The organism is Streptantibioticus silvisoli, from assembly GCF_027947535.2.
In the GTDB taxonomy this organism is placed as follows: domain Bacteria; phylum Actinomycetota; class Actinomycetes; order Streptomycetales; family Streptomycetaceae; genus Streptantibioticus_C; species Streptantibioticus_C silvisoli.
The window spans coordinates 1-20,999 of the sequence record NZ_JAAGKO020000033.1; the positions used below are offsets into that span (position 1 = coordinate 1).

18 protein-coding genes, 1 pseudogene and 1 riboswitch are annotated in these 20,999 nt (G+C 72.7%); of the genes and pseudogenes, 13 read left to right on the forward strand and 6 right to left on the reverse strand.

Annotated features, from left to right (window positions below):
- The first annotated feature begins 264 nt into the window (after positions 1-264).
- The 10 genes from rpsB (at position 265) to POF43_RS21580 (ending at position 10,617) form a co-directional block, all read left to right on the forward strand.
- Positions 265-1,194: a 30S ribosomal protein S2 gene (rpsB, locus tag POF43_RS21535; RefSeq protein WP_271324951.1), complete on the forward strand. Its 930-nt coding sequence runs from the start codon at positions 265-267 to the stop codon at positions 1,192-1,194.
- 645 nt (positions 1,195-1,839) lie between these two features.
- Entirely contained in the window at positions 1,840-2,676 is an 837-nt protein-coding gene (gene tsf / locus POF43_RS21540) for a translation elongation factor Ts (protein WP_271317122.1), read from the forward strand.
- Between the two features lie 157 nt (positions 2,677-2,833).
- Entirely contained in the window at positions 2,834-3,616 is a 783-nt protein-coding gene (pyrH, locus tag POF43_RS21545) for a UMP kinase (RefSeq protein WP_271317121.1), read from the forward strand.
- A 121-nt stretch (positions 3,617-3,737) separates the two neighbouring features.
- Positions 3,738-4,295 carry a ribosome recycling factor gene (gene frr / locus POF43_RS21550; RefSeq protein WP_271317124.1) on the forward strand — a complete coding sequence of 186 codons (558 nt, stop codon included), beginning with the start codon at positions 3,738-3,740 and terminating at the stop codon, positions 4,293-4,295.
- Positions 4,295-5,353: a phosphatidate cytidylyltransferase gene (locus POF43_RS21555; protein WP_271324950.1), complete on the forward strand. Its 1,059-nt coding sequence runs from the start codon at positions 4,295-4,297 to the stop codon at positions 5,351-5,353. The genes frr and POF43_RS21555 overlap by 1 nt, the downstream gene beginning before the upstream one ends.
- Before the next feature lie 360 nt (positions 5,354-5,713).
- Complete coding sequence (rlmN, locus tag POF43_RS21560; RefSeq protein WP_271325984.1) at positions 5,714-6,820, forward strand: dual-specificity RNA methyltransferase RlmN; 1,107 nt, start codon at positions 5,714-5,716, stop codon at positions 6,818-6,820.
- 355 nt (positions 6,821-7,175) lie between these two features.
- A riboswitch (TPP riboswitch) is annotated at positions 7,176-7,302 on the forward strand.
- On the forward strand, positions 7,293-7,919 hold the full coding sequence (locus tag POF43_RS21565) for an ECF transporter S component (protein ID WP_271313016.1): 627 nt from the start codon (positions 7,293-7,295) through the stop codon (positions 7,917-7,919). Its footprint overlaps the riboswitch before it by 10 nt.
- A gap of 28 nt (positions 7,920-7,947) precedes the next feature.
- Complete coding sequence (locus tag POF43_RS21570) at positions 7,948-9,354, forward strand: ABC transporter ATP-binding protein (protein ID WP_271325384.1); 1,407 nt, start codon at positions 7,948-7,950, stop codon at positions 9,352-9,354.
- Positions 9,351-10,109, forward strand: a complete 759-nt coding sequence (locus POF43_RS21575; protein WP_271313014.1) for an energy-coupling factor transporter transmembrane component T family protein — start codon at positions 9,351-9,353, stop codon at positions 10,107-10,109. The genes POF43_RS21570 and POF43_RS21575 overlap by 4 nt, the downstream gene beginning before the upstream one ends.
- Before the next feature lie 346 nt (positions 10,110-10,455).
- A complete protein-coding gene (locus POF43_RS21580; protein ID WP_271325385.1) occupies positions 10,456-10,617 on the forward strand; it encodes a hypothetical protein in 162 nt (53 codons plus the stop codon).
- A 137-nt stretch (positions 10,618-10,754) separates the two neighbouring features.
- On the opposite strand, the gene POF43_RS21585 is transcribed toward POF43_RS21580, so the two are convergent.
- The 4 genes from POF43_RS21585 to POF43_RS21600 form a co-directional block, all read right to left on the reverse strand.
- Positions 10,755-11,963, reverse strand: a complete 1,209-nt coding sequence (locus POF43_RS21585; protein ID WP_271323723.1) for a hypothetical protein — start codon at positions 11,961-11,963, stop codon at positions 10,755-10,757.
- Positions 11,957-12,688, reverse strand: coding sequence for an ABC transporter ATP-binding protein (locus POF43_RS21590; RefSeq protein WP_271323724.1), 732 nt, complete (start codon positions 12,686-12,688; stop codon positions 11,957-11,959). Before POF43_RS21590 ends, POF43_RS21585 begins: the two co-directional genes overlap by 7 nt.
- Positions 12,689-12,789: 101 nt before the next feature.
- Positions 12,790-14,169 carry an aspartate aminotransferase family protein gene (locus POF43_RS21595; RefSeq protein ID WP_271323728.1) on the reverse strand — a complete coding sequence of 460 codons (1,380 nt, stop codon included), beginning with the start codon at positions 14,167-14,169 and terminating at the stop codon, positions 12,790-12,792.
- Positions 14,154-14,645: an Lrp/AsnC family transcriptional regulator gene (locus POF43_RS21600; RefSeq protein ID WP_271313018.1), complete on the reverse strand. Its 492-nt coding sequence runs from the start codon at positions 14,643-14,645 to the stop codon at positions 14,154-14,156. Before POF43_RS21600 ends, POF43_RS21595 begins: the two co-directional genes overlap by 16 nt.
- 251 nt (positions 14,646-14,896) lie before the next feature.
- On the opposite strand from POF43_RS21600, the gene POF43_RS21605 reads away from it, so the two are divergent.
- The gene (locus POF43_RS21605) at positions 14,897-16,333 is read left to right on the forward strand and encodes a gamma-aminobutyraldehyde dehydrogenase (protein WP_271313011.1); all 1,437 of its coding nucleotides are present in this window, start codon (positions 14,897-14,899) and stop codon (positions 16,331-16,333) included.
- Positions 16,334-16,400: 67 nt separating this feature from the next.
- On the opposite strand, the gene POF43_RS21610 is transcribed toward POF43_RS21605, so the two are convergent.
- Positions 16,401-17,444 carry an adenosine deaminase gene (locus POF43_RS21610; RefSeq protein ID WP_271323725.1) on the reverse strand — a complete coding sequence of 348 codons (1,044 nt, stop codon included), beginning with the start codon at positions 17,442-17,444 and terminating at the stop codon, positions 16,401-16,403.
- A 65-nt stretch (positions 17,445-17,509) separates the two neighbouring features.
- On the opposite strand from POF43_RS21610, the pseudogene POF43_RS21615 reads away from it, so the two are divergent.
- Positions 17,510-17,800 (forward strand): annotated as a pseudogene (locus tag POF43_RS21615) (undecaprenyl diphosphate synthase family protein); the annotation flags it as partial.
- Positions 17,801-17,852: 52 nt separating this feature from the next.
- The gene (locus POF43_RS21620; protein ID WP_271323726.1) at positions 17,853-18,770 is read left to right on the forward strand and encodes a hypothetical protein; all 918 of its coding nucleotides are present in this window, start codon (positions 17,853-17,855) and stop codon (positions 18,768-18,770) included.
- Between the two features lie 123 nt (positions 18,771-18,893).
- Here POF43_RS21620 and POF43_RS21625 read toward each other — a convergent pair whose 3' ends face one another.
- Entirely contained in the window at positions 18,894-20,921 is a 2,028-nt protein-coding gene (locus POF43_RS21625; RefSeq protein ID WP_271323727.1) for a putative Ig domain-containing protein, read from the reverse strand.
- Positions 20,922-20,999: the final 78 nt, after the last annotated feature.

Here is a 20,999-nt window from a genome sequence, read left to right on the forward strand (position 1 = left end):
CCCCCATCCCCCCGACCTGTGTCATTTGGGGTGCCGTCGGTCCCGTACACTTTCTCTGGCGACCCGGGCCACCGGGTCGACTTCGCACGCCCCGCCTCCGTTGATCGTCCCGACCGGTGAGAAAACCGGTGCGGATGGTGCGGGGGCCGCGTCCCTCGGTCCTCGGAAGACCGCCTCACGGCGGGCCCCGCGGCACGACGCACCGGGCGTCAGGCGTGGCCGCCGGCCGGCGGCCACGGAACCGAGTACCCAAGGAGCACGGCCATGGCCGTCGTCACGATGCGGGAGCTGCTGGAGAGCGGCGTCCACTTCGGGCACCAGACCCGTCGCTGGAACCCGAAGATGAAGCGCTTCATCTTCACCGAGCGCAACGGCATCTACATCATCGACCTGCTCCAGTCGCTGTCGTACATCGACCGCGCCTACGAGTTCGTCAAGGAGACCGTCGCCCACGGCGGTTCCGTGCTGTTCGTCGGCACCAAGAAGCAGGCGCAGGAAGCGATCGCCGAGCAGGCGACCCGGGTCGGCATGCCCTACGTCAACCAGCGCTGGCTGGGCGGCATGCTCACCAACTTCTCGACCGTCTACAAGCGGCTCCAGCGCCTCAAGGAGCTCGAGGAGATCGACTTCACGGACGTGGCCGCCTCCGGCCTCACCAAGAAGGAACTCCTCGTCCTCGAGCGCGAGAAGAACAAGCTGGAGAAGACCCTCGGCGGTATCCGCGACATGGCGAAGGTCCCCTCCGCCGTGTGGATCGTGGACACCAAGAAGGAGCACATCGCCGTCGGCGAGGCGCGCAAGCTGCGCATCCCGGTCGTCGCGATCCTGGACACGAACTGCGACCCCGACGAGGTCGACTTCAAGATCCCGGGCAACGACGACGCGATCCGTTCCGTCACGCTGCTCACCCGCGTGATCGCCGACGCCGCCGCCGAGGGCCTCATCGCCCGTTCCGGTGCCGCCACCGGTGACACCAAGGCCGCTCCGGCCGAGCCGCTGGCCGAGTGGGAGCGCGACCTGCTCGAGGGCGAGAAGAAGTCCGAGGAGGCCGCTCCGGCCGCCGAGGCTTCGGCCGAGACCCCGGCCGCCGACGAGGCTCCGGCCGCTGAGGCCGCCGCCGACGAGGCCCCCGCCGCTGAGGCACCGGCCGCCGAGGCTGCCACCGAGGCTCCGGCCGAGGGCGAGCAGGCCTGACGCACCGGGCCGCGAGGCCACGGTCATCGACGGCGGGGGAGGGGCGTCATCGCCCGCCCCCGCCGTCCACCGCACCGGCCGCCGTTCCGTCCGGACCCGGTCGTGGCGTGACGCGTTCGGCGTGTCACGCCCTGCCGTGTCCGGGCAGGCCACCGCGTCGTCCCTGCCGCACCCGCCGGCCCCGTCGGACCTGCTCCGACGGACCGCGGGCGCACACTCCCCGTAGCCGTACCCCGTACCCGTGCCGGACCGCAGGCCCGGCAGGCCGGACCACGAGCCGGTGACCGGCCCGGAAGCCGCACGGCCCCGGGTCACGGCCCGGGCCTGGCTCCGGTGGTACGGGTCCCGGTAATACGGACTCCGGTAGTACGGGCCCAGCCGTCCGGCCGACAGCCGAGCGGCGATCGTCCCCCGGGACCGCGCAGCACGGGCCCCGGCGGATACGGGCCCGGGCGTGACCGGCGGATACGGGTCCGGCAGGACCGGCGGAGACGACGGGCACAGCGAGAAACGTGCCGCGCGACAGCGGCACGGCGGACATCGGACACGGCGGAAACCGGACGAGACCGGCGCCCGCCCGACGGCACGCCGCCGGCCCGGACCGGCCGGTACAACCCACGACTTTCGAGAAGAGATTTCTGAGACATGGCGAACTTCACCGCCGCCGACGTCAAGAAGCTCCGCGAGCTGACCGGCGCCGGCATGATGGACTGTAAGAAGGCGCTGGACGAGGCCGAGGGCAACGTCGACAAGGCCGTCGAGATCCTGCGCGTCAAGGGCCAGAAGGGCGTGGCCAAGCGGGAGAGCCGCAACGCCTCCAACGGCGCCGTGGTCTCGCTGATCGCCGACGCCAACGAGGCCGGCGTGCTGCTGGAGCTCAACTGCGAGACCGACTTCGTCGCCAAGGGTGACAAGTTCGTGGCCGTCGCCGAGGCGATCGCCAAGCACGTCGCCGACAGCCGGCCCGCCGACCTCGACGCGCTGCTCGCCTCCGAGATCGAGGCCGGCAAGACCGTCCAGGCGTTCGTGGACGAGGCCAACGCGACCCTCGGCGAGAAGATCGTGCTGAGCCGCTTCGCCCAGTTCACCGACGGCTACGTCGCCTCCTACCTGCACCGCACCAGCCCCGACCTGCCCCCGCAGGTCGGCGTGCTCGTCGCGCTGGACCAGGAGAACGCCCAGGTCGCCAAGGACGTCGCGCAGCACATCGCCGCGTTCGGCCCGAAGTTCCTGACCCGCGACGAGATCCCGGCCGAGACGGTGGAGAACGAGCGCCGCGTCGCCGAGGCCACCGCCCGCGAGGAGGGCAAGCCGGAGGCCGCGCTGCCGAAGATCGTCGAAGGCCGCGTCACCGGCTTCTTCAAGGAGAACGTCCTGCTGGAGCAGGCGTTCGCCAAGGACAACAAGAAGACCGTGCAGAAGGTGCTGACCGAGGCCGGCGTCACGCTGAAGGGCTTCGCCCGCTTCCGCGTAGGCGTCTGACCCCCGGCAGCGAACGACCGACGACCCGGTTAGGGTCGATAGCAGCCGGCCGCTCGTCAGGCCGGCCGCAGATGTGACGAGGAGGCCATTGCCGCGCAGGGACAGATTTTCTGGACCCCGGCAATGGCCTCCTTCGTACGCGCACGAGGAGATACCCATGCACCAGGACGCCGCTACCGAATCCACCCAGGCCGCACCCGCTGCCGGCGAGAGCGCCACCCGTCAGCGCCGCTTCCTGCTGAAGCTGTCCGGCGAGGCCTTCGGCGGCGGCAGCGTCGGCGTCGACCCGGACGTCGTGCACAAGATCGCCCGGGAGATCGCCACGGTCGTCCGCGGCGGTACCCAGATCGCCATCGTGATCGGCGGCGGCAACTTCTTCCGCGGCGCGGAACTCCAGCAGCGCGGCATGGACCGGGCCCGGTCCGACTACATGGGCATGCTGGGCATTGTGATGAACTGCCTGGCGCTGCAGGACTTCCTGGAGAAGGAAGGCATCGACACCCGGGTGCAGACCGCCATCACCATGGGCCAGGTCGCCGAGCCGTACATCCCGCTGCGGGCCGTGCGGCACCTGGAGAAGGGCCGCGTCGTGATCTTCGGCGCCGGCATGGGCATGCCGTACTTCTCCACCGACACCACCGCCGCCCAGCGCGCCCTGGAGATCCACGCCGAGGAGATCCTCATGGGCAAGAACGGCGTGGACGGCGTCTACGACTCCGACCCGGCCCACAACCCGGACGCGGTCAAGTTCGACGCGCTGGAGTACGACGAGGTGCTGGCCCGCGACCTGAAGGTCGCCGACGCGACCGCCATCACGCTGTGCCGGGACAACAACCTCCCCATCCTGGTCTTCGAGCTGCTCGCCGAAGGCAACATCGCCCGTGCCGTAAAGGGTGAGAAGATCGGCACGCTGGTGAACGAGCACGGCACCCGGGACTGACGCGCGGTCCGGACACGAGACGTCCGGTTCCGGCATGGACAACGGTGCCGCCGGTTCGACACCGTGCAGGTAGCAGGTACGACGCAGGCAAGAAGCTCACGAAGAAGACCAGGAGCACATGGTGATCGAAGAGACCCTCCTCGAAGCCGAGGAGAAGATGGAGAAGGCCGTCGTGGTCGCCAAGGATGACTTCGCCGCGATCCGTACCGGCCGAGCGCACCCGGCGATGTTCAACAAGATCGTCGCCGAGTACTACGGGAGCCTGACGCCGATCAACCAGATGGCGTCCTTCTCGGTGCCCGAGCCGCGTATGGCGGTGGTGACCCCGTTCGACAAGACCTCGCTGCGGGCCATCGAGACCGCGATCCGCGACTCCGACCTCGGCGTCAACCCGTCCAACGACGGCCACATCATCCGGGTGCTCTTCCCGCAGCTCACCGAGGAGCGCCGCCGGGACTTCATCAAGGTCGCCAAGGGCAAGGCGGAGGACGCGCGGGTCTCGATCCGCAGCGTGCGCCGCAAGGCCAAGGAGACCCTGGACAAGCTCGTCAAGGACAGTGAGGCCGGCGAGGACGAGGTCCGCCGCGCCGAGAAGGAACTCGAGGACATCACGGCCAAGTACGTGGCCCAGGTCGACGAGTTGCTCAAGCACAAGGAAGCCGAGCTGCTCGAGGTCTGATGAACGACTCTTCACCGGGGGGCGCGCCGGACGCGGGGTACCGGGGAGCCGCCGAGGACCCGGCCGCCCCGGGCCGGCCGTACGCCTCGGCGGGTCCCGTGTACGACGTGGCCGCCGCGGCGCAGACTCGACCCATGCCACCAGTACCCGACGAGACCACCGGCCTGCCCGCCGGTCCGCCCGGCACCCCGGGCGGGCCCGGTGAGCCGTCCGGCGGCGCCGGAGGCCACCGCAAGTCCGGCAAGAACGCCGGCCGCAACCTGCGGGCCGCCATAGGCGTCGGGGTCGGACTCGGCGTGGTCATCATCGCGACGCTCTTCATCTACAAGGTGATCTTCCTCGCCGTCGTGGTGGCCGCCGTCGTCGTCGGCCTGTGGGAGCTGACCAGCCGCCTGCGGGAGCGCAAGGGCATCAACGCGCCCCTGGTCCCGCTGGCGGTCGGCGGCGCCGCGACGGTCGTCGCCGGCTACGCCTGGGCCGCCGAGGGCGCCTGGGTGGCCACCGCGTTCACCGTGCTGGCCGTCCTGCTCTGGCGGATGACCCAGTCACCGCACGATTACCTCAAGGACGTCACGGCCGGCGTCTTCGCCGTGTTCTACGTGCCGTTTCTGGCCACGTTCGTGGTGATGATGCTCGCCGCGCACGACGGGCCGTGGCGGGTGTTCGTCTTCCTGCTGCTCACCGTCGTCAGCGACACCGGCGCGTACGCCGTCGGCTGGCGGTTCGGCAAGCACAAGCTGGCGCCGCGCATCAGCCCCGGCAAGACCCGCGAGGGACTGCTGGGCGCGGTGTCCTTCGCCATGGTGGCCGGCGCACTGTCGATGCAGTACCTGATCGACGACGGCAAGTGGTGGCAGGGCCTGGTCCTGGGCCTGGCGGCGGCGGCCAGCGCCACCGTCGGCGACCTCGGCGAGTCGATGATCAAGCGGGACCTGGGCATCAAGGACATGGGCACCCTGCTCCCCGGCCACGGCGGCATCATGGACCGACTCGACTCCCTGCTGCCGACCGCCCCGGTGGTCTGGCTCCTCCTGGTGCTGTTCGTCGGCTCCACCTGAGCCGCCCCGCTCCGCCCCGCCCCGAGGGCCCGCCGCGCACCCCCGCGCCGGGCCCTCGGGGCTGTGGGGGCGACGCAGCTTCCACCGGCAGGCCGTGCCGTGCTCTCTTGCACCCAGCGCGATGGGTCCTCCTCAGATGAGTCCTCCTCAAGGGAAGCGGATCCTGTCGAGGCGGGCCCGTCGCCCCCCTCTCCATTTCGATCTCCTGCGGCAACGGTCACCTGAGCTGTCGCGGGGCCCGGCGAGGCCGGATCCGGGCCGTGCGGGGCCGGCCCATGCCTCCAACGTCGCCCGCCCGTGACCACCCCCACCCCGCTCCCGCCCGGGCCACGCCTCTCCGTCTGAGACACTGGACGAACCATGCCTGCACCTGGAGAACTCACCTTTGTCTCGCCGCGCGGAGCGAAGAAGCCGCCGCGGCACCTCGCCGATCTCACGCCTGCCGAGCGGCGGGAGGCGGTGGCCGGGCTCGGGGAGAAGCCGTTCCGGGCCAAGCAGTTGTCGCAGCACTACTTCGCGCGGTACGCCGACGACCCGGCGGCCTGGACCGACATCCCCGCCGCGGCGCGGGAACGGCTGGCTAGCGCACTGCTGCCCGAGCTGATGTCCGTGGTGCGGCACGTCTCCTGCGACGACGACACGACGTGCAAGACGCTGTGGCGCCTGTTCGACGGCACGCTCGTGGAGTCCGTGCTGATGCGCTACCCGGACCGGGTGACCATGTGCATCAGCTCGCAGGCGGGCTGCGGCATGAACTGCCCGTTCTGCGCGACCGGCCAGGCCGGCCTGACCCGCAACCTGTCGACCGCCGAGATCGTCCACCAGATCGTGGCCGGCATGCGGTCGCTGCGTGACGGCGAGGTGCCCGGCGGGCCCGCCCGGCTGTCGAACATCGTCTTCATGGGCATGGGCGAACCGCTGGCCAACTACAACCGGGTCGTCGGCTCGATCCGCCGGCTGACCGACCCCGAGCCGGAGGGCCTCGGCCTGTCCCAGCGCGGCATCACCGTCTCGACCGTGGGCCTGGTTCCGGCCATGCTGCGCTTCGCCGACGAGGGCTTCAAGTGCCGCCTCGCGGTCTCGCTGCACGCCCCCGACGACGAGCTGCGCGACACCCTCGTGCCGGTCAACACCCGCTGGCGGGTCCGCGAGGTGCTGGACGCCGCCTGGCACTACGCCGACGTCTCCGGCCGCCGCGTCTCGGTGGAGTACGCGCTGATCAAGGACATCAACGACCAGGCGTGGCGCGCCGACCTGCTCGGCCGGCTGCTGCGCGGCCGTCGGGTGCACGTCAACCTCATCCCGCTCAACCCGACCCCCGGCTCGAAGTGGACCGCGTCCCGGCCGCAGGACGAGCAGCGGTTCGTGGAGGTCCTGGAGTCGCACGGCGTGCCGGTCACCGTCCGTGACACCCGCGGCCAGGAGATCGAGGGCGCCTGCGGTCAGCTCGCCGCCGCCGAGCGCTGAGGACACTGCCCCCGGGGCGGGCACCGGGCACGTCCGCCACCGGGCGGTCGCCGGCATCCACCGCTGAAGCGTCGGGCTGCTGAGGACGCGGGCCGCTGAAGACGCCGACCGCTGAGGACGCCGGCACCGCGTACGCGTCCGGCACCGCCCGCCCCCGGCCTCGTGCGCCGCAGGTCACCCCCGGGCTCGTGCGCCGCAGGGCACCCCGCCGCCCCCAGCCCCGCGCGCCGCATGGCACCCCCCAGCTGCGCGCGCCGCGCCCCGCGTACCGCGCAACACCCCGCGTGACCGCCTCCCGAATCCGGCCGGCGGGCCGCTTACGGGGGCTGAGGGGGCGCTGATAGTGTCGTAGGACAAGTTCCGACAGGGGAGCGCGACAGCGCTGAGAGTGCGGAGCCGTCACCGGAAGGTGAGCGGTGGACCGCAGACCCTCGAACCTGATCCGGGTCATGCCGGCGAAGGGAGTTCGGCCATGCAGGCCAACACGTCCACGCCCACCTCCAGCGCGCCCTCCGACGGGGGGGCCGCCGGCGGCTTCCGCTGGCGGACCGTCGACATCGTGGTGGTCGCCGTCCTCGGCGCCGCCTTCGGTGTGGTCTTCTGGGGCTGGAACTCGCTCTACGAGGGAGTGGCCAACGTCATCCCGCTGCCGGCCAAGGCGTTCATGTACGGCGTCTGGCTGCTACCGGCGGTCCTGGGCCCGCTGATCATCCGCAAGCCCGGCGCCGGGATCTTCTGCGAGCTGGTCGCCGCCTCCGTCGAGACGCTCTTCGGGTCCTCGTGGGGGCTGGTCACCCTGGCGTACGGCGTGCTCCAGGGGATGGCCGGCGAGTTCGGCTTCGCCATCACCGCGTACCGGATCTGGCGGCGGCCCACCGCGCTGACCGGCGGTGCGCTGGCCGGCGCGGCCGCCGCGCTGCTCGACCTCGCGCTGTACTACCCGTCGTACTCCACCGGCTGGCAGATCGGCTACCTGGCCATCGTGGTCGTCAGCTCCGCGCTGATCGCCGGGCTCGGCGGCTACGCGCTCACCAGGGCGCTGGCGCAGACCGGCGCGCTGGACCCGTTCCCCTCCGGCCGCGAACGGGCCCTGGTCTGACGGTCCCCGACGGCGGCGAGACCCTCCGATGAGCACCGTCAGGCTGCGCGGGTTCGGCCACCGGCACCCGGGGCGCCGGCGCTGGGCGGTGCGCGGTGTCGACCTCGACATCGCGCACGGCGAACGCGTCGCGCTGCTCGGCCCGTCCGGCGCCGGCAAGTCCACCCTGCTCGCCGCGCTGGCCGGACTGCTGCCCCCGGAGGCCGGCGACCGGGAGGGCACCGTCGAGATCGACGGCCGCGACCCGCGCGAGGCCCGCGACCGGGTCGGCATCGTCTTCCAGGACCCGCAGTCCCAGCTGGTCATGGAACGCGCCGGTGACGACGTCGCGTTCGGCCTGGAGAACCGCGGTACACCGCCGGACGACATCCCCCGCCTGGTCGCCGCCGCCCTGGACCGGGTCGGGTTCCCGTATCCGCCGCTACGGGCCACCTCCGCGCTGTCCGGCGGCGAGCAGCAGCGGCTGGCGCTGGCCGGCGCCCTGGTGCACGGGCCCGGGCTGCTGCTGCTCGACGAGCCGACCGCCAACCTCGACCCGCCCGGCGCCCGGCTGGTGCGCGAGGTGCTGGCTGCCGTCGGCGACACCACGCAGATCGTGGTGGAGCACCGGATCGCCGAACTCACCGGCCAGCTCGACCGGATCGTCGTCCTCGAACCGGGCGGCGGTATCCGCGCCGACGGGCCGCCGGAGAAGGTCTTCGCCGAACACGGGGACGCGCTGGCCGCCGACGGGGTCTGGGTGCCCGGTCTGCCGCTGCCCGCGCACCCGGCGGCCGGACCGCCCGGGGAGGAACTGCTGCGGGCCGAACTGCTCGGTTTCCGGCCGGTGTTCACCGGGCTGCACACCACCGTGCGCGCCGCCGAGGCGCTGGCGGTGGTCGGGCCCAACGGCGCCGGGAAGTCCACGCTGGCCCGGTTGCTCGGCGGCCTGCTGGCCCCCACCGACGGGCGGGTCGCCGCCACCGCCGCGCTGGCCGGCCCGGACGCCGACCGGCCGCCGCACCGCTGGCGGGCCCGGGCGCTGGCCGCGCGGATCGGCTCGGTCTTCCAGAACCCGGCCCACCAGTTCGTCACCGCGCGGGTGCGCGACGAACTCACCCTGGGGGCCGCCGACCCGGCCCGCGCCGACGACCTGCTGGTCCGGCTGCGGCTGGACGCACTGGCCGGCGCCAACCCGCACACGCTCTCCGGCGGCGAACAGCGCCGCCTGTCGGTGGCCACCGCCCTGGCCGCGGCCCCCCGGCTGCTGGTGCTGGACGAGCCGACGTTCGGCCAGGACCGCCGCACCTGGTCCGAACTGGTCGCGCTGCTGGCCGCGTTGCGCGACGAGGGGCACGGCGTGGTCGCCGTGACGCACGACGACGCGTTCCGCTCGGCGCTCGGCGCCCGCGCGCTGCGACTGGGTGCCCGCGAACCCGCGGAGGCCGCCCGGTGAACCGTGCCACGCCCATCGCCGACCCCACCGCCCCGCTGGCCCGGCGCAACCCGGTCGCCAAGCTGGCCGCCGCCGGGGTGCTCGCCCTCGCGCTGGTGATCAGCCTCGACCCGGTCGGCCCGGCGGTGGCGCTCGCGGCGGAACTGGCCGCGGTGCCGTTCTTCGGACTGCGGTACCGGGCGCTGGGCCGCCGCACCTGGCCGTTGCTGGTCGGGGTGGCCGGCATGCTGTTCAGCCTGGTGCTGTTCGCCGCCGACCGCGAGCACATCGTGGCGTCCGCGCTGGCGCTCGCGCTGCGGCTGCTGGCGGTGGCGCTGCCCGGTGTGATCGTCTTCGCCACCACCGACCCGACCGACCTCGCCGACGCGCTGGTGCAGAACGCCCGGGTCTCGCCGCGGTTCGCCATCGGCACGCTGGCCGCGTGGCGGCTGGTGCCGCTGATGGGGGAGGAGTGGCGGCTGATCGGCCAGGCCCGGCGGGCCCGGGGCATCGACCCCGGCCGCGATCCGCTGGCCCGCCTGCGGCTGCTGGCGTCCGCGTCGTTCACCCTGCTGGTCGGCGCGATCCGGCGCGGTACCCGGCTGGCCACCGCCATGGACGCCCGCGGTTTCGACTCCGGCGTCCCGCGCACCACCGCCCGCGTCCAGCGGTTCGGGGCCGCCGATACCGCCCTGGTGGCCGGCGCCGCCGTGCTGGCCGCCGCCGCCCTGACGCTCAGCGTGCTGACCGGCTACTTCAACCCGCTGTTCTCCTGACACCGCCGTCCGGGTGAACGTCGGACGACTCGCCGGTGGTTACGCCGTCGGCGTGAGGCCCGGGACGCCGCGGTACGCCTGTCGGGTGATCGCCGCAACGCCGCCGCGGACCGGTCGGGACATCCGCTGAACGGGTCCGGTGCGGTCGGGTCGTCCGATGAAGACTTCGGTGGGGTGAGCCGGTCATCGGATGGGATGCGGCCGGTGCGGTTGTCCGCTTATCGGGTGACGGCGTTCGGGTGCGGCGTTCGGTGCGACGGTCGGGTCATCGTGGGAAGTGCCCGGTGCGGTGGTCCGGTCATCCGCTGATCGTGCGAACGCGTCCGTGTGCTGATCCGCCTTTCGGGTGAACGTCACCGGTACGCCGACCGTCCACCGCCACCGGTACGCCCACTCGCTCAACGCCACCGGTGCGCCGACCCCCGCACCGCCACCGGTCCGCCGCCCCCCGCACCGCCACCGGTACGCCGACTCGCTCAACGCCACCGGTGAGACGGTCCACCGGTAAGACGTTCCACCGATCCGCTCACCGTACGAACGCCTCCGGCCCGCACCCCACCCACGCGTCCCCGCCACGCGTCCCCACCCACGCGTCAACGCCTCCGGCGCGATCCCCTCAACGCCTCCGCCCGCGGAGCGACCCCCTCAGCGCCCCACCCCCGGCACCGCCAGCCACGCCACCACCGCGGTCAGCGGTCCGCAGACGGCGAGCAGGACGGCGGTGCGCAGGTAGGCGGTCGAGCGCAGCAGGCCGGGGCCGGCGCCCAGGGTGGTGAGCAGGCGGGTGGTGGTGGCCCGGGCCCGGCGGGCGTCGTCGGCCGCGGCGGCCAGGCAGGCCAGCGCGCCGGCCACCACGACGGCGGCGGCCAGCAGGGTGAGGTGGCCGGCCGGGCGGGTGGCGTGCTGCCGCATGACGTGCGCCGACCAGGCGGCGACCGCGGTCGAGGCCAGCAGGCCCACCGGCGGGCCGAGGCGTCCGGCGTCGCCGCGCAGGGCACGGCCGGCCAGCAGGCGCCGGGCGCCGGGGCGGAAGACGGACAGCAGCAGGCCGGTCAGCGCCAGCAGGCCCGGCGCGGCGAGCAGCGTGCCCAGCAGCGCCAGCGCCCAGCCGGTGAAGGTGGCGGGCGCGATCCGGCCCAGGCCGCCCGGCAGCCTCCAGCCGCCGTGCGCCGGGACGCCGGCCAGGTGGACCAGGAGCACGCCCGCGGCCAGCGCGACGACGCCCGTGACGGCCGCGGTGAGCCGGGTGCCGGCCCAGGTGCGGCGCGGGCGCAGCGCGACCAGGCAGGCGGCGGCGGTGACCAGCGGGACGGCCAGCAGCAAGGTGGCCAGCCCCGCGTAGGGCAGCGTGGCCGGATCGGTGGCCTGTTCGCGCTGGTAGACGAAGGTGACGAGGGCGGCGGCGCTGCCCAGCAGCCCGGCCTGGGCCACCTGGGCGGCGGCCAGTTGCGGCAGCCGGGCCGGGCCGAACCCGGCGGTGGCCAGCCCGGCGGCGGTCCCGCCGGAGACCTCCGCCCGGCCGACGGCGACCGCCAGCAGGGCGACGACCGCCAGCGGCACCAGGCACCACGCCAGCCGGACCAGCGCGCCGTGGGACTGCCAGGGGCCGTCGGCGGCGTCGCCGAGGCAGGCCAGCAGCAGGTAGCCGGTGGCGGCCGAGACGGCGGCCAGCAGCAGGCGCCGGGCGGCGGAGACCGGCCGGGCGCGCAGGGCCAGCCGCAGGCTCAAGGCTCCCGGCAGCAGGCCGCTGGAGACCGGGCGGGCGCCGGGATCGGGCAGGTCGCCGGGGATCGGCAGCGGGTCGGCCGGGCCGGCCGGTGAGGGGCCGTCCGGTGCGCGGACCGGGCCTAGCACGTGACGTCCTGGGCGACCGGGCCGGCCGGGAGGGCGGGCAGCCCGGCGGTGGCCGTGCGGCCGTCCAGCAGGTTCACCACGCGGTCGGCGTGCGCGGCGGCGGCCTCGGCGTCGCCGGTGGCCAGCAGCACGGTGATGCCGTGCGAGCGGGCCGCGGTGGTCAGGGTCCGCAGCACCTGCACGCGGTCGGCGGTGTGCAGCGGCGCGGTCGGCTCGTCGGCGAACAGCACCTGCGGTACCACGGCCAGGGCGCGGGCGATCGCCACGCGCTGGCGCTGAGCCTGGGTCAGGCCCTGCGGGCGGGCGCCGGCCAGGTCGCCGACGTCGAGCCGTTCCAGCCACTCGTGCGCCGCGCGCGAGGCGGCGCGGTGGCCGGCGCCGGCCAGCAGCAGCGGCAGGGCGGCGTTCTCCCGGGCGGTCAGTTCCGGGACCAGGCGCGGGACCGGGCCGATCCAGCCGAACCGGTCGCGGCGCAGCCGTTCGCGCGCCCCGGGTGCCAGCGAGTGCACCGGGGCGCCGTCGAACCACACCTCGCCGGCGTCGGGCACCAGTTGTCCCGACAGGCAGCGCAGCAAGGTGGTCTTGCCCGCGCCGTGCGGACCGGTGACGCCGAGGATCTCCCCGGCCCGCGCTCCGAGGGTGACACCGAGCAGGGCGGGGGAGCCCTGGTGCGCGTGGTGCAGGGAGTCTCCCCACACCATGTCGTTGTCCGGCGGGGCCACCATGCCGACGTACCTCCGGTGGGTGAAAGGCTGGCCGAAGCCACGAATCCCCCACGCACGCGTGAGCCGGGTGCGAAGGGGATTCGTCACGCTACCGCAGGTGCTTACAACTTCGTCCACGCCTCGGTCAGCACGCCGCGGACGATCTGCTCGATCTCGTCGAAAGTGGACGCGTCCGAGATCAGCGGCGGTGAGAGCTGGATCACCGGGTCGCCGCGGTCGTCGGCACGGCAGTACAGACCGTTCTCGAACAGCTTCTTCGACACGAAGCCGTACAGCAGCCGTTCGCACTCCTCGGCGGTGAAGGACTCCTTGGTGGCCTTGTCCTTGACCAGTTCGATGCCGTAGAAGAAGCCGTTGCCGCGCACGTCGCCGACGATGGGCAGGTCGTGCAGCTTCTCCAGGGTGCCGCGGAAGGTGTCCTCGTTGTCCAGCACGTGCTGGTTGAGGCCCTCGCGTTCGAACAGGTCGAGGTTGGCCAGCGCCACCGCGGCGGAGACGGGGTGGCCGCCGAAGGTGTAGCCGTGCAGGAAGGTGTTGCCGCCCTGGTAGAACGGTTCCGCGATCCGGTCGGAGATGATCGCGGCGCCGATCGGGGAGTAGCCGGAGGTCATGCCCTTGGCGCAGGTGATGACGTCGGGGACGTAGTCGAACTTGTCGCAGGCGAACATCGTGCCGAGCCGGCCGAAGGCGCAGATGACCTCGTCGGAGACCAGCAGCACGTTGTAGGTGTCGCAGATCTCGCGGACCCGCCGGAAGTAGCCGGGCGGCGGCGGGAAGCAGCCGCCGGCGTTCTGCACCGGTTCCAGGAAGACCGCGGCGACGGTCTCCGGGCCCTCGAAGAGGATCTCCTGCTCGATCTGGTCGGCGGCCCAGCGGCCGAACGCCTCGGGGTCGTCGCCGTGGACCGGGGCGCGGTAGATGTTGGTGTTGGGCACCTTGTGCGCGCCGGGCACCAGCGGCTCGAACGGCGCCTTCAGGGCGGGCAGGCCGGTGATGGACAGCGCGCCCTGCGGGGTGCCGTGGTAGGCGACCGCTCGGGAGATGACCTTGTACTTGCCGTGATTGCCGGTCAGCTTGTGGTACTGCTTGGCCAGCTTCCACGCGGTCTCGACCGCCTCGCCGCCGCCGGTGGTGAAGAAGACCTTGTTCAGGTCGCCGGGGGCGTGCTGCGCGAGCCGCTCGGCGAGTTCGATCGCCTTGGGGTGCGCGTACGACCAGATCGGGAAGAACGCCAGCTCGGTGGCCTGCTTGGCGGCGACCTCGGCGAGTTCCCGGCGGCCGTGGCCGGCCTGGACGACGAACAGGCCGGCGAGTCCGTCGAGGTACCGCTTGCCGTTCGCGTCGTAGATGTAGGTGCCCTCGCCGCGCACGATGGTCGGCACGGGGGCGTTCTCGTACGACGACATCCTGGTGAAGTGCATCCACAGGTGGTCGTAGGCGGTCTTGGAAAGGTCCGCGCTCATGGCTATCGGGTTCCCCAGGTGTAGGTCTGCTTCCGTAGCTTCAGATAAACGAAGCTCTCGGTGGACCGCACGCCGGGCAGCGCGCGGATCCGCTTGCTGATCATCTCCATGAGGTGGTCGTCGTCCTCGCAGACTATTTCGATCAGCAGATCGAAGGAGCCCGCGGTCACGACGACGTACTCCACCTCGTCCATGCCGGTCAGCGCGTCGGCGACGGGTTCGACGTCGCCCTCCACGTTGATGCCGACCATCGCCTGGCGCCGGAACCCCACGGTGAGCGGGTCGGTGACCGCGACGATCTGCATGACGCCCTGGTCGAGCAGCTTTTGGACCCGCTGCCGCACGGCCGCCTCCGACAGGCCGACCGCCTTGCCGATGGCGGCGTAGGGACGGCGGCCGTCCTCCTGGAGCTGTTCGATGATCGCCTTGGAGACCGGGTCGATCAACGGTGCGCCGCCGGGGCGGTCCTTCGGTTCGGGTGTACGTGTGGCCACAGGGCACACTGTGCACGAGGACTCGTTGTGCCGCAACCCCTGGGCGATGAAATCCGTTGCGACAGAAGCGTGAAAGTACCGATTCCATTGTTCTGAGTCGGTGGGTATGTCGAATCCGGTCGTCCAACGACTAGGCTTGCGGTGTCTCACCCTTCGGACGGCGCCGCCGTACGAGGGCCGCGCCGCCGGCCCGGGTGCCGGGCCGCACTCCGGCGCCGGAACCGAGGAACCACCAGGAACAGGAGAGGGCAGTGAGCGAGCTCCGTACTCTGCGCAACTACATCGACGGAGAGTTCCGCGACGCCGCCGACGGACGGACCACCGACGTCGTCAACCCGGTCACCGGCGAGCCGTACGCGACCGCCCCGCTGTCCGGCGCGGCCGACGTGGACGCCGCGATGGCCGCCGCCGCGACCGCCTTCCCGGCCTGGCGCGACGTCACGCCCGCCGAGCGGCAGAAGGCGCTGCTGAAGGTCGCCGACGCGATCGAGGCCCGCGCCGAGGACCTGATCGCCGCCGAGAGCGAGAACACCGGCAAGCCGGTCGGCCTGACGCGGTCGGAGGAGATCCCGCCGATGGTCGACCAGATCAGGTTCTTCGCCGGCGCCGCGCGCCTGCTGGAGGGCAAGTCGGGCGGCGAGTACATGGAGGGCCTGACCTCCTTCGTACGCCGTGAGCCGGTCGGCGTCTGCGCCCAGGTCGCCCCGTGGAACTATCCGATGATGATGGCGGTGTGGAAGTTCGCCCCGGCCATCGCGGCGGGCAACACCGTCGTGCTCAAGCCGTCGGACACCACGCCGGCCTCCACGGTGCTGATGGCGCACATCATGGGCGAGATCCTGCCCAAGGGCGTCTTCAACGTCATCTGCGGCGACCGCGACACCGGCCGGCTGATGGTCGAGCACGACACCCCGGCGATGGCCTCCATCACCGGTTCGGTACGGGCCGGCATGCAGGTCGCCGAGAGCGCCGCGAAGGACCTCAAGCGCGTCCACCTCGAACTCGGCGGCAAGGCGCCGGTCGTGGTCTTCGAGGACGTCGACATCGCCAAGGCCGTCGAGGACATCTCGGTGGCCGGCTTCTTCAACGCCGGCCAGGACTGCACCGCCGCCACCCGCGTGCTGGTCCACCACTCCGTGCACGACGAGTTCGTCGCCGCCCTCACCAAGGCCGCCGCCGACACCAAGACCGGCCTGCCCGACGACGAGGACGTGCTGTACGGCCCGCTCAACAACGCCGCCCAGCTCGCCCAGGTCACCGGCTTCATCGAGCGGCTGCCGGCCCACGCCAAGGTCGAGACCGGCGGCAAGCGGGTCGGCGAGCGCGGCTACTTCTTCGCGCCCACCGTCGTCTCCGGCCTCCGGCAGGACGACGAGATCATCCAGCGCGAGGTGTTCGGCCCGGTCATCACCGTGCAGTCCTTCGCCGACGAGGAGCAGGCCCTGGCCTGGGCCAACGACTGCGACTACGCGCTGGCCTCCTCGGTGTGGACCAAGGACCACTCGCGCGCCATGCGGATGTCGAAGCGCCTCGACTTCGGCTGCGTGTGGATCAACACCCACATCCCGCTGGTCGCCGAGATGCCGCACGGCGGCTTCAAGCACTCCGGCTACGGCAAGGACCTGTCCTCGTACGGCTTCGAGGACTACACGCGCGTCAAGCACGTGATGACGTCGCTCGACGCCTGACCGTCCCCGCCCGACAGGCCGGCCCCCGCACGCACCGTGCGGGGGCCGGCCTGTCACGCGTGCGGCGTCAGCCGCCGAAACCCGCGGTGTACGCGTCGATCTCCCGCGACAGCGCGCGCCGGGTGGCGTCGTCCATGAAGGACGCGGTGACCGCGTTGCGGGCCAGGTCGGCGACCCCGGCGGTGTCGAGGTCCAGCAGGCGGGCCGCCACCCCGTACTCGGTGTTGAGGTCGGTGCCGAACATCGGCGGGTCGTCACTGTTGACGGTGACCAGCACCCCGGCGTCGGCCATCGCGCGGATCGGGTGCTCCTCCAGCGTGGCGACCGCGCGGGTGGCGATGTTCGACGTCGGGCAGACCTCCAGCGCGATGCCGTGCTCGACGAGGTGGGCCAGCAGGGCCGGGTCCTGCGTGGCGCTGGTGCCGTGCCCGATGCGTTCGGCGCCCAGGTCGCGCAGCGCGTCCCAGATGGTCTGCGGCCCGGTCGTCTCCCCGGCGTGCGGCACGCTGTGCAGGCCGGCCGCCCGGGCCCGGTCGAAGTACGGCTTGAACTGCGGCCGCGGCACGCCGATCTCGGGGCCGCCCAGACCGAAGGACACCAGCCCCTCCGGCGCCAGGTCCACCGCGATGTCCGCGGTCACCTGGGCGGACTCCAGGCCCGCCTCGCCGGGTATGTCGAAGCACCAGCGCAGCACCGTGCCGAACTCCGACTCCGCCGCCTTGCGGGCGTCCTCGATCGCCTCGACGAACGCCTCGGCCGGGATGCCGCGCCGCACCGAGCTGAACGGGGTGACCGTCAGCTCCGCGTACCGGATGTTCTGCCGGGCCATGTCCCGGGCCACCTCGTAGGTCAGCAGCCGCACGTCCTCGGCGTCACGGACCAGGTCGACGACCGACAGGTAGACCTGGATGAAGTGCGCGAAGTCGCGGAAGGTGAAGTACTCCGCCAGCGTCTGCGGGTCCTCCGGCACCGCCGACCCCGGGTGGCGCGCCGCCAGTTGGGCCACGATCCGCGGCGAGGCCGACCCCACGTGATGGACGTGCAACTCCGCCTTCGGCAACCCGGCGATGAACTGCTCCAGTCCGGCGGCCGGACTCGGGCCTGCGGTCATGCGATCCTCCAGTGACTGTGCGGAGGGCACATCGTAATCGGCCGCCCTCGTCACCCGGTCCGGCCGGCCGGACCGCCGCCGACCTGGCCGCCGTGCTCACCGCCGGTGACATCGCCCGGCACCTGTACACCGCCGGGCGGCCCGACCCCGACCTGGTGATCCGCACCAGCGGTGAGCGGCGGCTGTCCAACTTCCTGCTGTGGCAGAGCGCGCACGCCGAGCTGTCCTTCTGCGAGGCGTACTGGCCGGCCTTCCGGGAGGCCGACTTCCTGCGGGCGCTGTGCGGTTGCTCCGCCCGGCGGCGCCGCCACGGGGGCCGGCGGCAGCCGGGAAAGCCGCTCCGGGGTGCCGGGTGATGGCCATAGCATGGCTCGGCGCATCTCCGCCCGGTTCCCAGGAAAGGCCCGCATGTCCGACGAGTCGCCTCCGCCGCAACCCGGTGTCCCTCCCGCGTGGCAGGGCACCGGAGGCTACGGAGCGCCCGGTCCCTACGGTCCGTCCGGTCCCGCCGGCCCGTACGGTCCGTACGCCCCGTACGGCGGCTACCCGCCCTACGGGCCCGCGGGGTACGGCGCCGGCTGGCCGGGGTGGCCCCCGCAGGCGCCGCGCAACAAGCTGGGCACCTCGTCGCTGGTGCTGGGCATCGTCGGGGCCGCGGCGGGGCTGACCGTCGTCGGTTCGCTGCTCGGCGTGCCGCTGGGGGTGCTGGCGCTGGTCTTCGGCATCGTCGGGCGGCGCCGGGCGCGGCGCGGCGGGGCGACCAACGGCGGCCAGGCGCTGGCCGGCGCGATCCTGGGCGGGGTGGCGGCCGCGGTGTCGGTGGTGCTGCTGGTGGTGGTGGCCGTGCACCTGGACCACGACCTGCCGGCGAAGGACCCGAAGGTCGCGCTGACCTCCTCGCGCGGCGCCGCCGACCAGCCGCTGGCGCCGGCCACGACGGCGACCTACGCGGACGGCACCTGGGTGACGGCGGGGGTGCCGCGCCGGTTCACCCCGCCGGCCGACGCGCGGGGGCACACCCCGGGGGCGAGCGCGTACGAGGTCGGGGTGACGGTGGACGAGACCGGGCCGGGCGACCTCGCGCTGAGCGGCTACGGGTGGCAGGCGGACGCGCTGGAGCCGGGCGGCGGCCAGCGGCGGCTGAAGCTGATCACGGCCGCCGACGGGCCGCTGTCGCACGACTTCCCGGCGGCGGTGGGCTCGGGCGACACGGTGAAGGTGGACTTCGCGTTCGACGTGCCGGCCGGCGCGGACGCGGTGGGCTTCGGCTTCCGGCCGGCACCGCGGTTCGCCGGCGCCCACTGGCTGCTGCACCCGGGCGCCTGACGCGCGCACCGCGCCCGCGGCCCCCGGCGCACGCACAGCGGGTCCGGACCGCCATCGGCCCGGACCCGCCTCTGTGCCGCAATGGTGCGGTCTAGCCTTCCTCAGGCGTCAACCGGTCGGACGTCAGCTGACGTTGACCGCGGTGTCGTCGATGAGGAAGTCGGTGGCGAGCGAGGAGTCCTCGGTGCCGGTGAACTTCAGGGTGACGGTCTGGCCCGCGTAGGACGACAGGCTGAACGACTTCTGGGTGTAGCCGGAGTTGGCGTTCGCGTTCGACAGCGTCGTCAGGGTGGTCGAGCCGACCTGGACCTTCAGGGTGTCGTACGCGGTGGAGCCGGTCTCCTGGGTGTCGATGTGCTCGTAGAAGCTGAAGGTCGCCGAGCAGCCGGCCGGGATGGTGACGCTCTGCGACAGGGTGTCGGTGTGGGCGCTGCCGTAGCCGTCGAGCCACGCCTTCCAGCTACCGGTGTGCGCCGGCTCGCTGCTGCTGTCGTCGACGACGCCGGTGCTGGCGGTCCACGGCGAGGCGGTGCCGGTCTCGAAGCCCGGGTTGCCCAGCAGCTGGCCCGAGGTGCAGCCGCCGCCGCCACCGGAGGTGCTGACGGTCCAGGTGAAGGACGCCGAGCCGGTGGCGTTGGTGGTGTCCTTGGCGGTGACGGTCACGTTGTAGGTGCCGGCGGTGGTCGGGGTGCCGGTGATCAGGCCGGACGAGGAGATCGACAGGCCGGTCGGCAGGCCGGTGGCCGAGTAGGTCAGGGTCTGGCCGCTGGCCGAGTCGGACGCGCTGATCTGGGTGGAGACGGCGGTGCCGACGGTGGTGGACTTCGAGCCCGGGTTGGTCACCGTGACGGTGTTGCCGCCGGTGCCGCCGCCACCGGAGGTGAAGGCGGCGGTGCCGTTCGGGGTGCCCAGACCGGTCGGGCCGTCGTAGCCGGTGCCCGCGGTGCACAGGTAGGTCGGGCTGCAGCTGCCGTTGTTGCCCGTGGTCACGTCGTTGAGGTTCGCGGCGTGGGCGTACGGGTACGACGCCGGGTTGCTGCCCGCGGCCGGGGTGCCGGCCAGCGCGTAGACCGAGGCGATGAACGGCGAGGAGGCGCTGGTGCCGCCGTACTCGTTCCAGCCGCCGTTGCCGTTGTAGGAGTCGTAGACCGCCACGCCGGTCGCCGGGTCGGCGTCGGAGGAGACGTCCGCGATGGTGCGCTTGGAGCAGCCGGTGTCGGTCTGCCAGGTCGGCTTGGCCTCGTAGGCCGAGCAGCCGGAGCCGCCGCCCTCGGTGCTGCTGGTCTTCCAGACCGACTCGGTCCAGCCACGCGTGTTGGAGGCGGTCTTCAGCGAGGTACCGCCGACCGCGGTGACGTACTGCGAGGCGGCCGGGTACTCGGCGCCATAGGCCTCGTCACCGGAGGAGACCGTCACGACCACGCCGGGGTGGTCGTAGTACGAGCTGTCCTCGGAGGTCTCGGAGGAGTCCTCCGGGCCGCCGTAGCTGTTGGAGACGAACTTCGCGCCCTTGGCGACGGCCTCGTTGACCGCCGCGCCCAGGTCGCTGTCGTTGTCCGAGTTGGCCTCGACCAGCAGGATGTGGCAGTTCGGGCAGGCCGCGGAGACCATGTCGAAGTCGAGGGACTCCTCACCGGTCCAGTCGTCGGAGGACGGCGCCGGCGACGGCAGCGAGGTGGTGGAGCCGGTCTGGCTCATCTTGGTGAAGCAGCCGTTGGCCGTGGTGCACGACGGCAGGCCGAACTGGGTGCGGTAGGTCGACAGGTCGGCCGCCGCGTTCGGGTCGTCGTAGGCGTCCACGATGGCGACCGTCTGGCCGGTGCCGCCGGTGGAGGCGGCCGAGGTCAGGGCGTACGCCGACTGCAGCTGGCTGGGGCCGAAGCCCGCGACCGTGGCGTTCGGCGAGACCGACATGTGGTGGGCGATGTCGGTACGGGCCTCGGCGAGGCAGGCGGCGTGGCCCGGCGCGACGTTCTGCGAGCACAGGTCACGGACCGACACCGAGCTGGAGCCGCCGGCCGAGGCGGCTGCCATCGACGGGGTGGCGGCCAGCAGGCCGTAGCTGATGAGCGCACCGGCGCCGACCAGCGCGGTGGTGGCCTTGACGGCCCACCCGGCGCCGGGTCTGCCGGACTTCTTCTTCGAGCGCATGGGGTATTCCCTCCAGGGAATGATGCGCAGCCTGGATGGTCTGCGCATGACAAAATTGGCCTCGACGAGGCCGGTGGA

Bases quoted from the DNA above. Each gene is read 5' to 3' on its own strand.
- rpsB (WP_271324951.1), top strand. From the start codon at position 265: ATGGCCGTCGTCACGATGCGGGAGCTGCTGGAGAGCGGCGTCCACTTC.
- tsf (WP_271317122.1), top strand. From the start codon at position 1,840: ATGGCGAACTTCACCGCCGCCGACGTCAAGAAGCTCCGCGAGCTGACC.
- pyrH (WP_271317121.1), top strand. From the start codon at position 2,834: ATGCACCAGGACGCCGCTACCGAATCCACCCAGGCCGCACCCGCTGCC.
- POF43_RS21555 (WP_271324950.1), top strand. From the start codon at position 4,295: ATGAACGACTCTTCACCGGGGGGCGCGCCGGACGCGGGGTACCGGGGA.
- rlmN (WP_271325984.1), top strand. From the start codon at position 5,714: ATGCCTGCACCTGGAGAACTCACCTTTGTCTCGCCGCGCGGAGCGAAG.
- POF43_RS21565 (WP_271313016.1), top strand. From the start codon at position 7,293: ATGCAGGCCAACACGTCCACGCCCACCTCCAGCGCGCCCTCCGACGGG.
- POF43_RS21570 (WP_271325384.1), top strand. From the start codon at position 7,948: ATGAGCACCGTCAGGCTGCGCGGGTTCGGCCACCGGCACCCGGGGCGC.
- POF43_RS21590 (WP_271323724.1), bottom strand. From the start codon at position 12,688: ATGGTGGCCCCGCCGGACAACGACATGGTGTGGGGAGACTCCCTGCAC.
- POF43_RS21610 (WP_271323725.1), bottom strand. From the start codon at position 17,444: ATGACCGCAGGCCCGAGTCCGGCCGCCGGACTGGAGCAGTTCATCGCC.
- POF43_RS21620 (WP_271323726.1), top strand. From the start codon at position 17,853: ATGTCCGACGAGTCGCCTCCGCCGCAACCCGGTGTCCCTCCCGCGTGG.
- POF43_RS21625 (WP_271323727.1), bottom strand. From the start codon at position 20,921: ATGCGCTCGAAGAAGAAGTCCGGCAGACCCGGCGCCGGGTGGGCCGTC.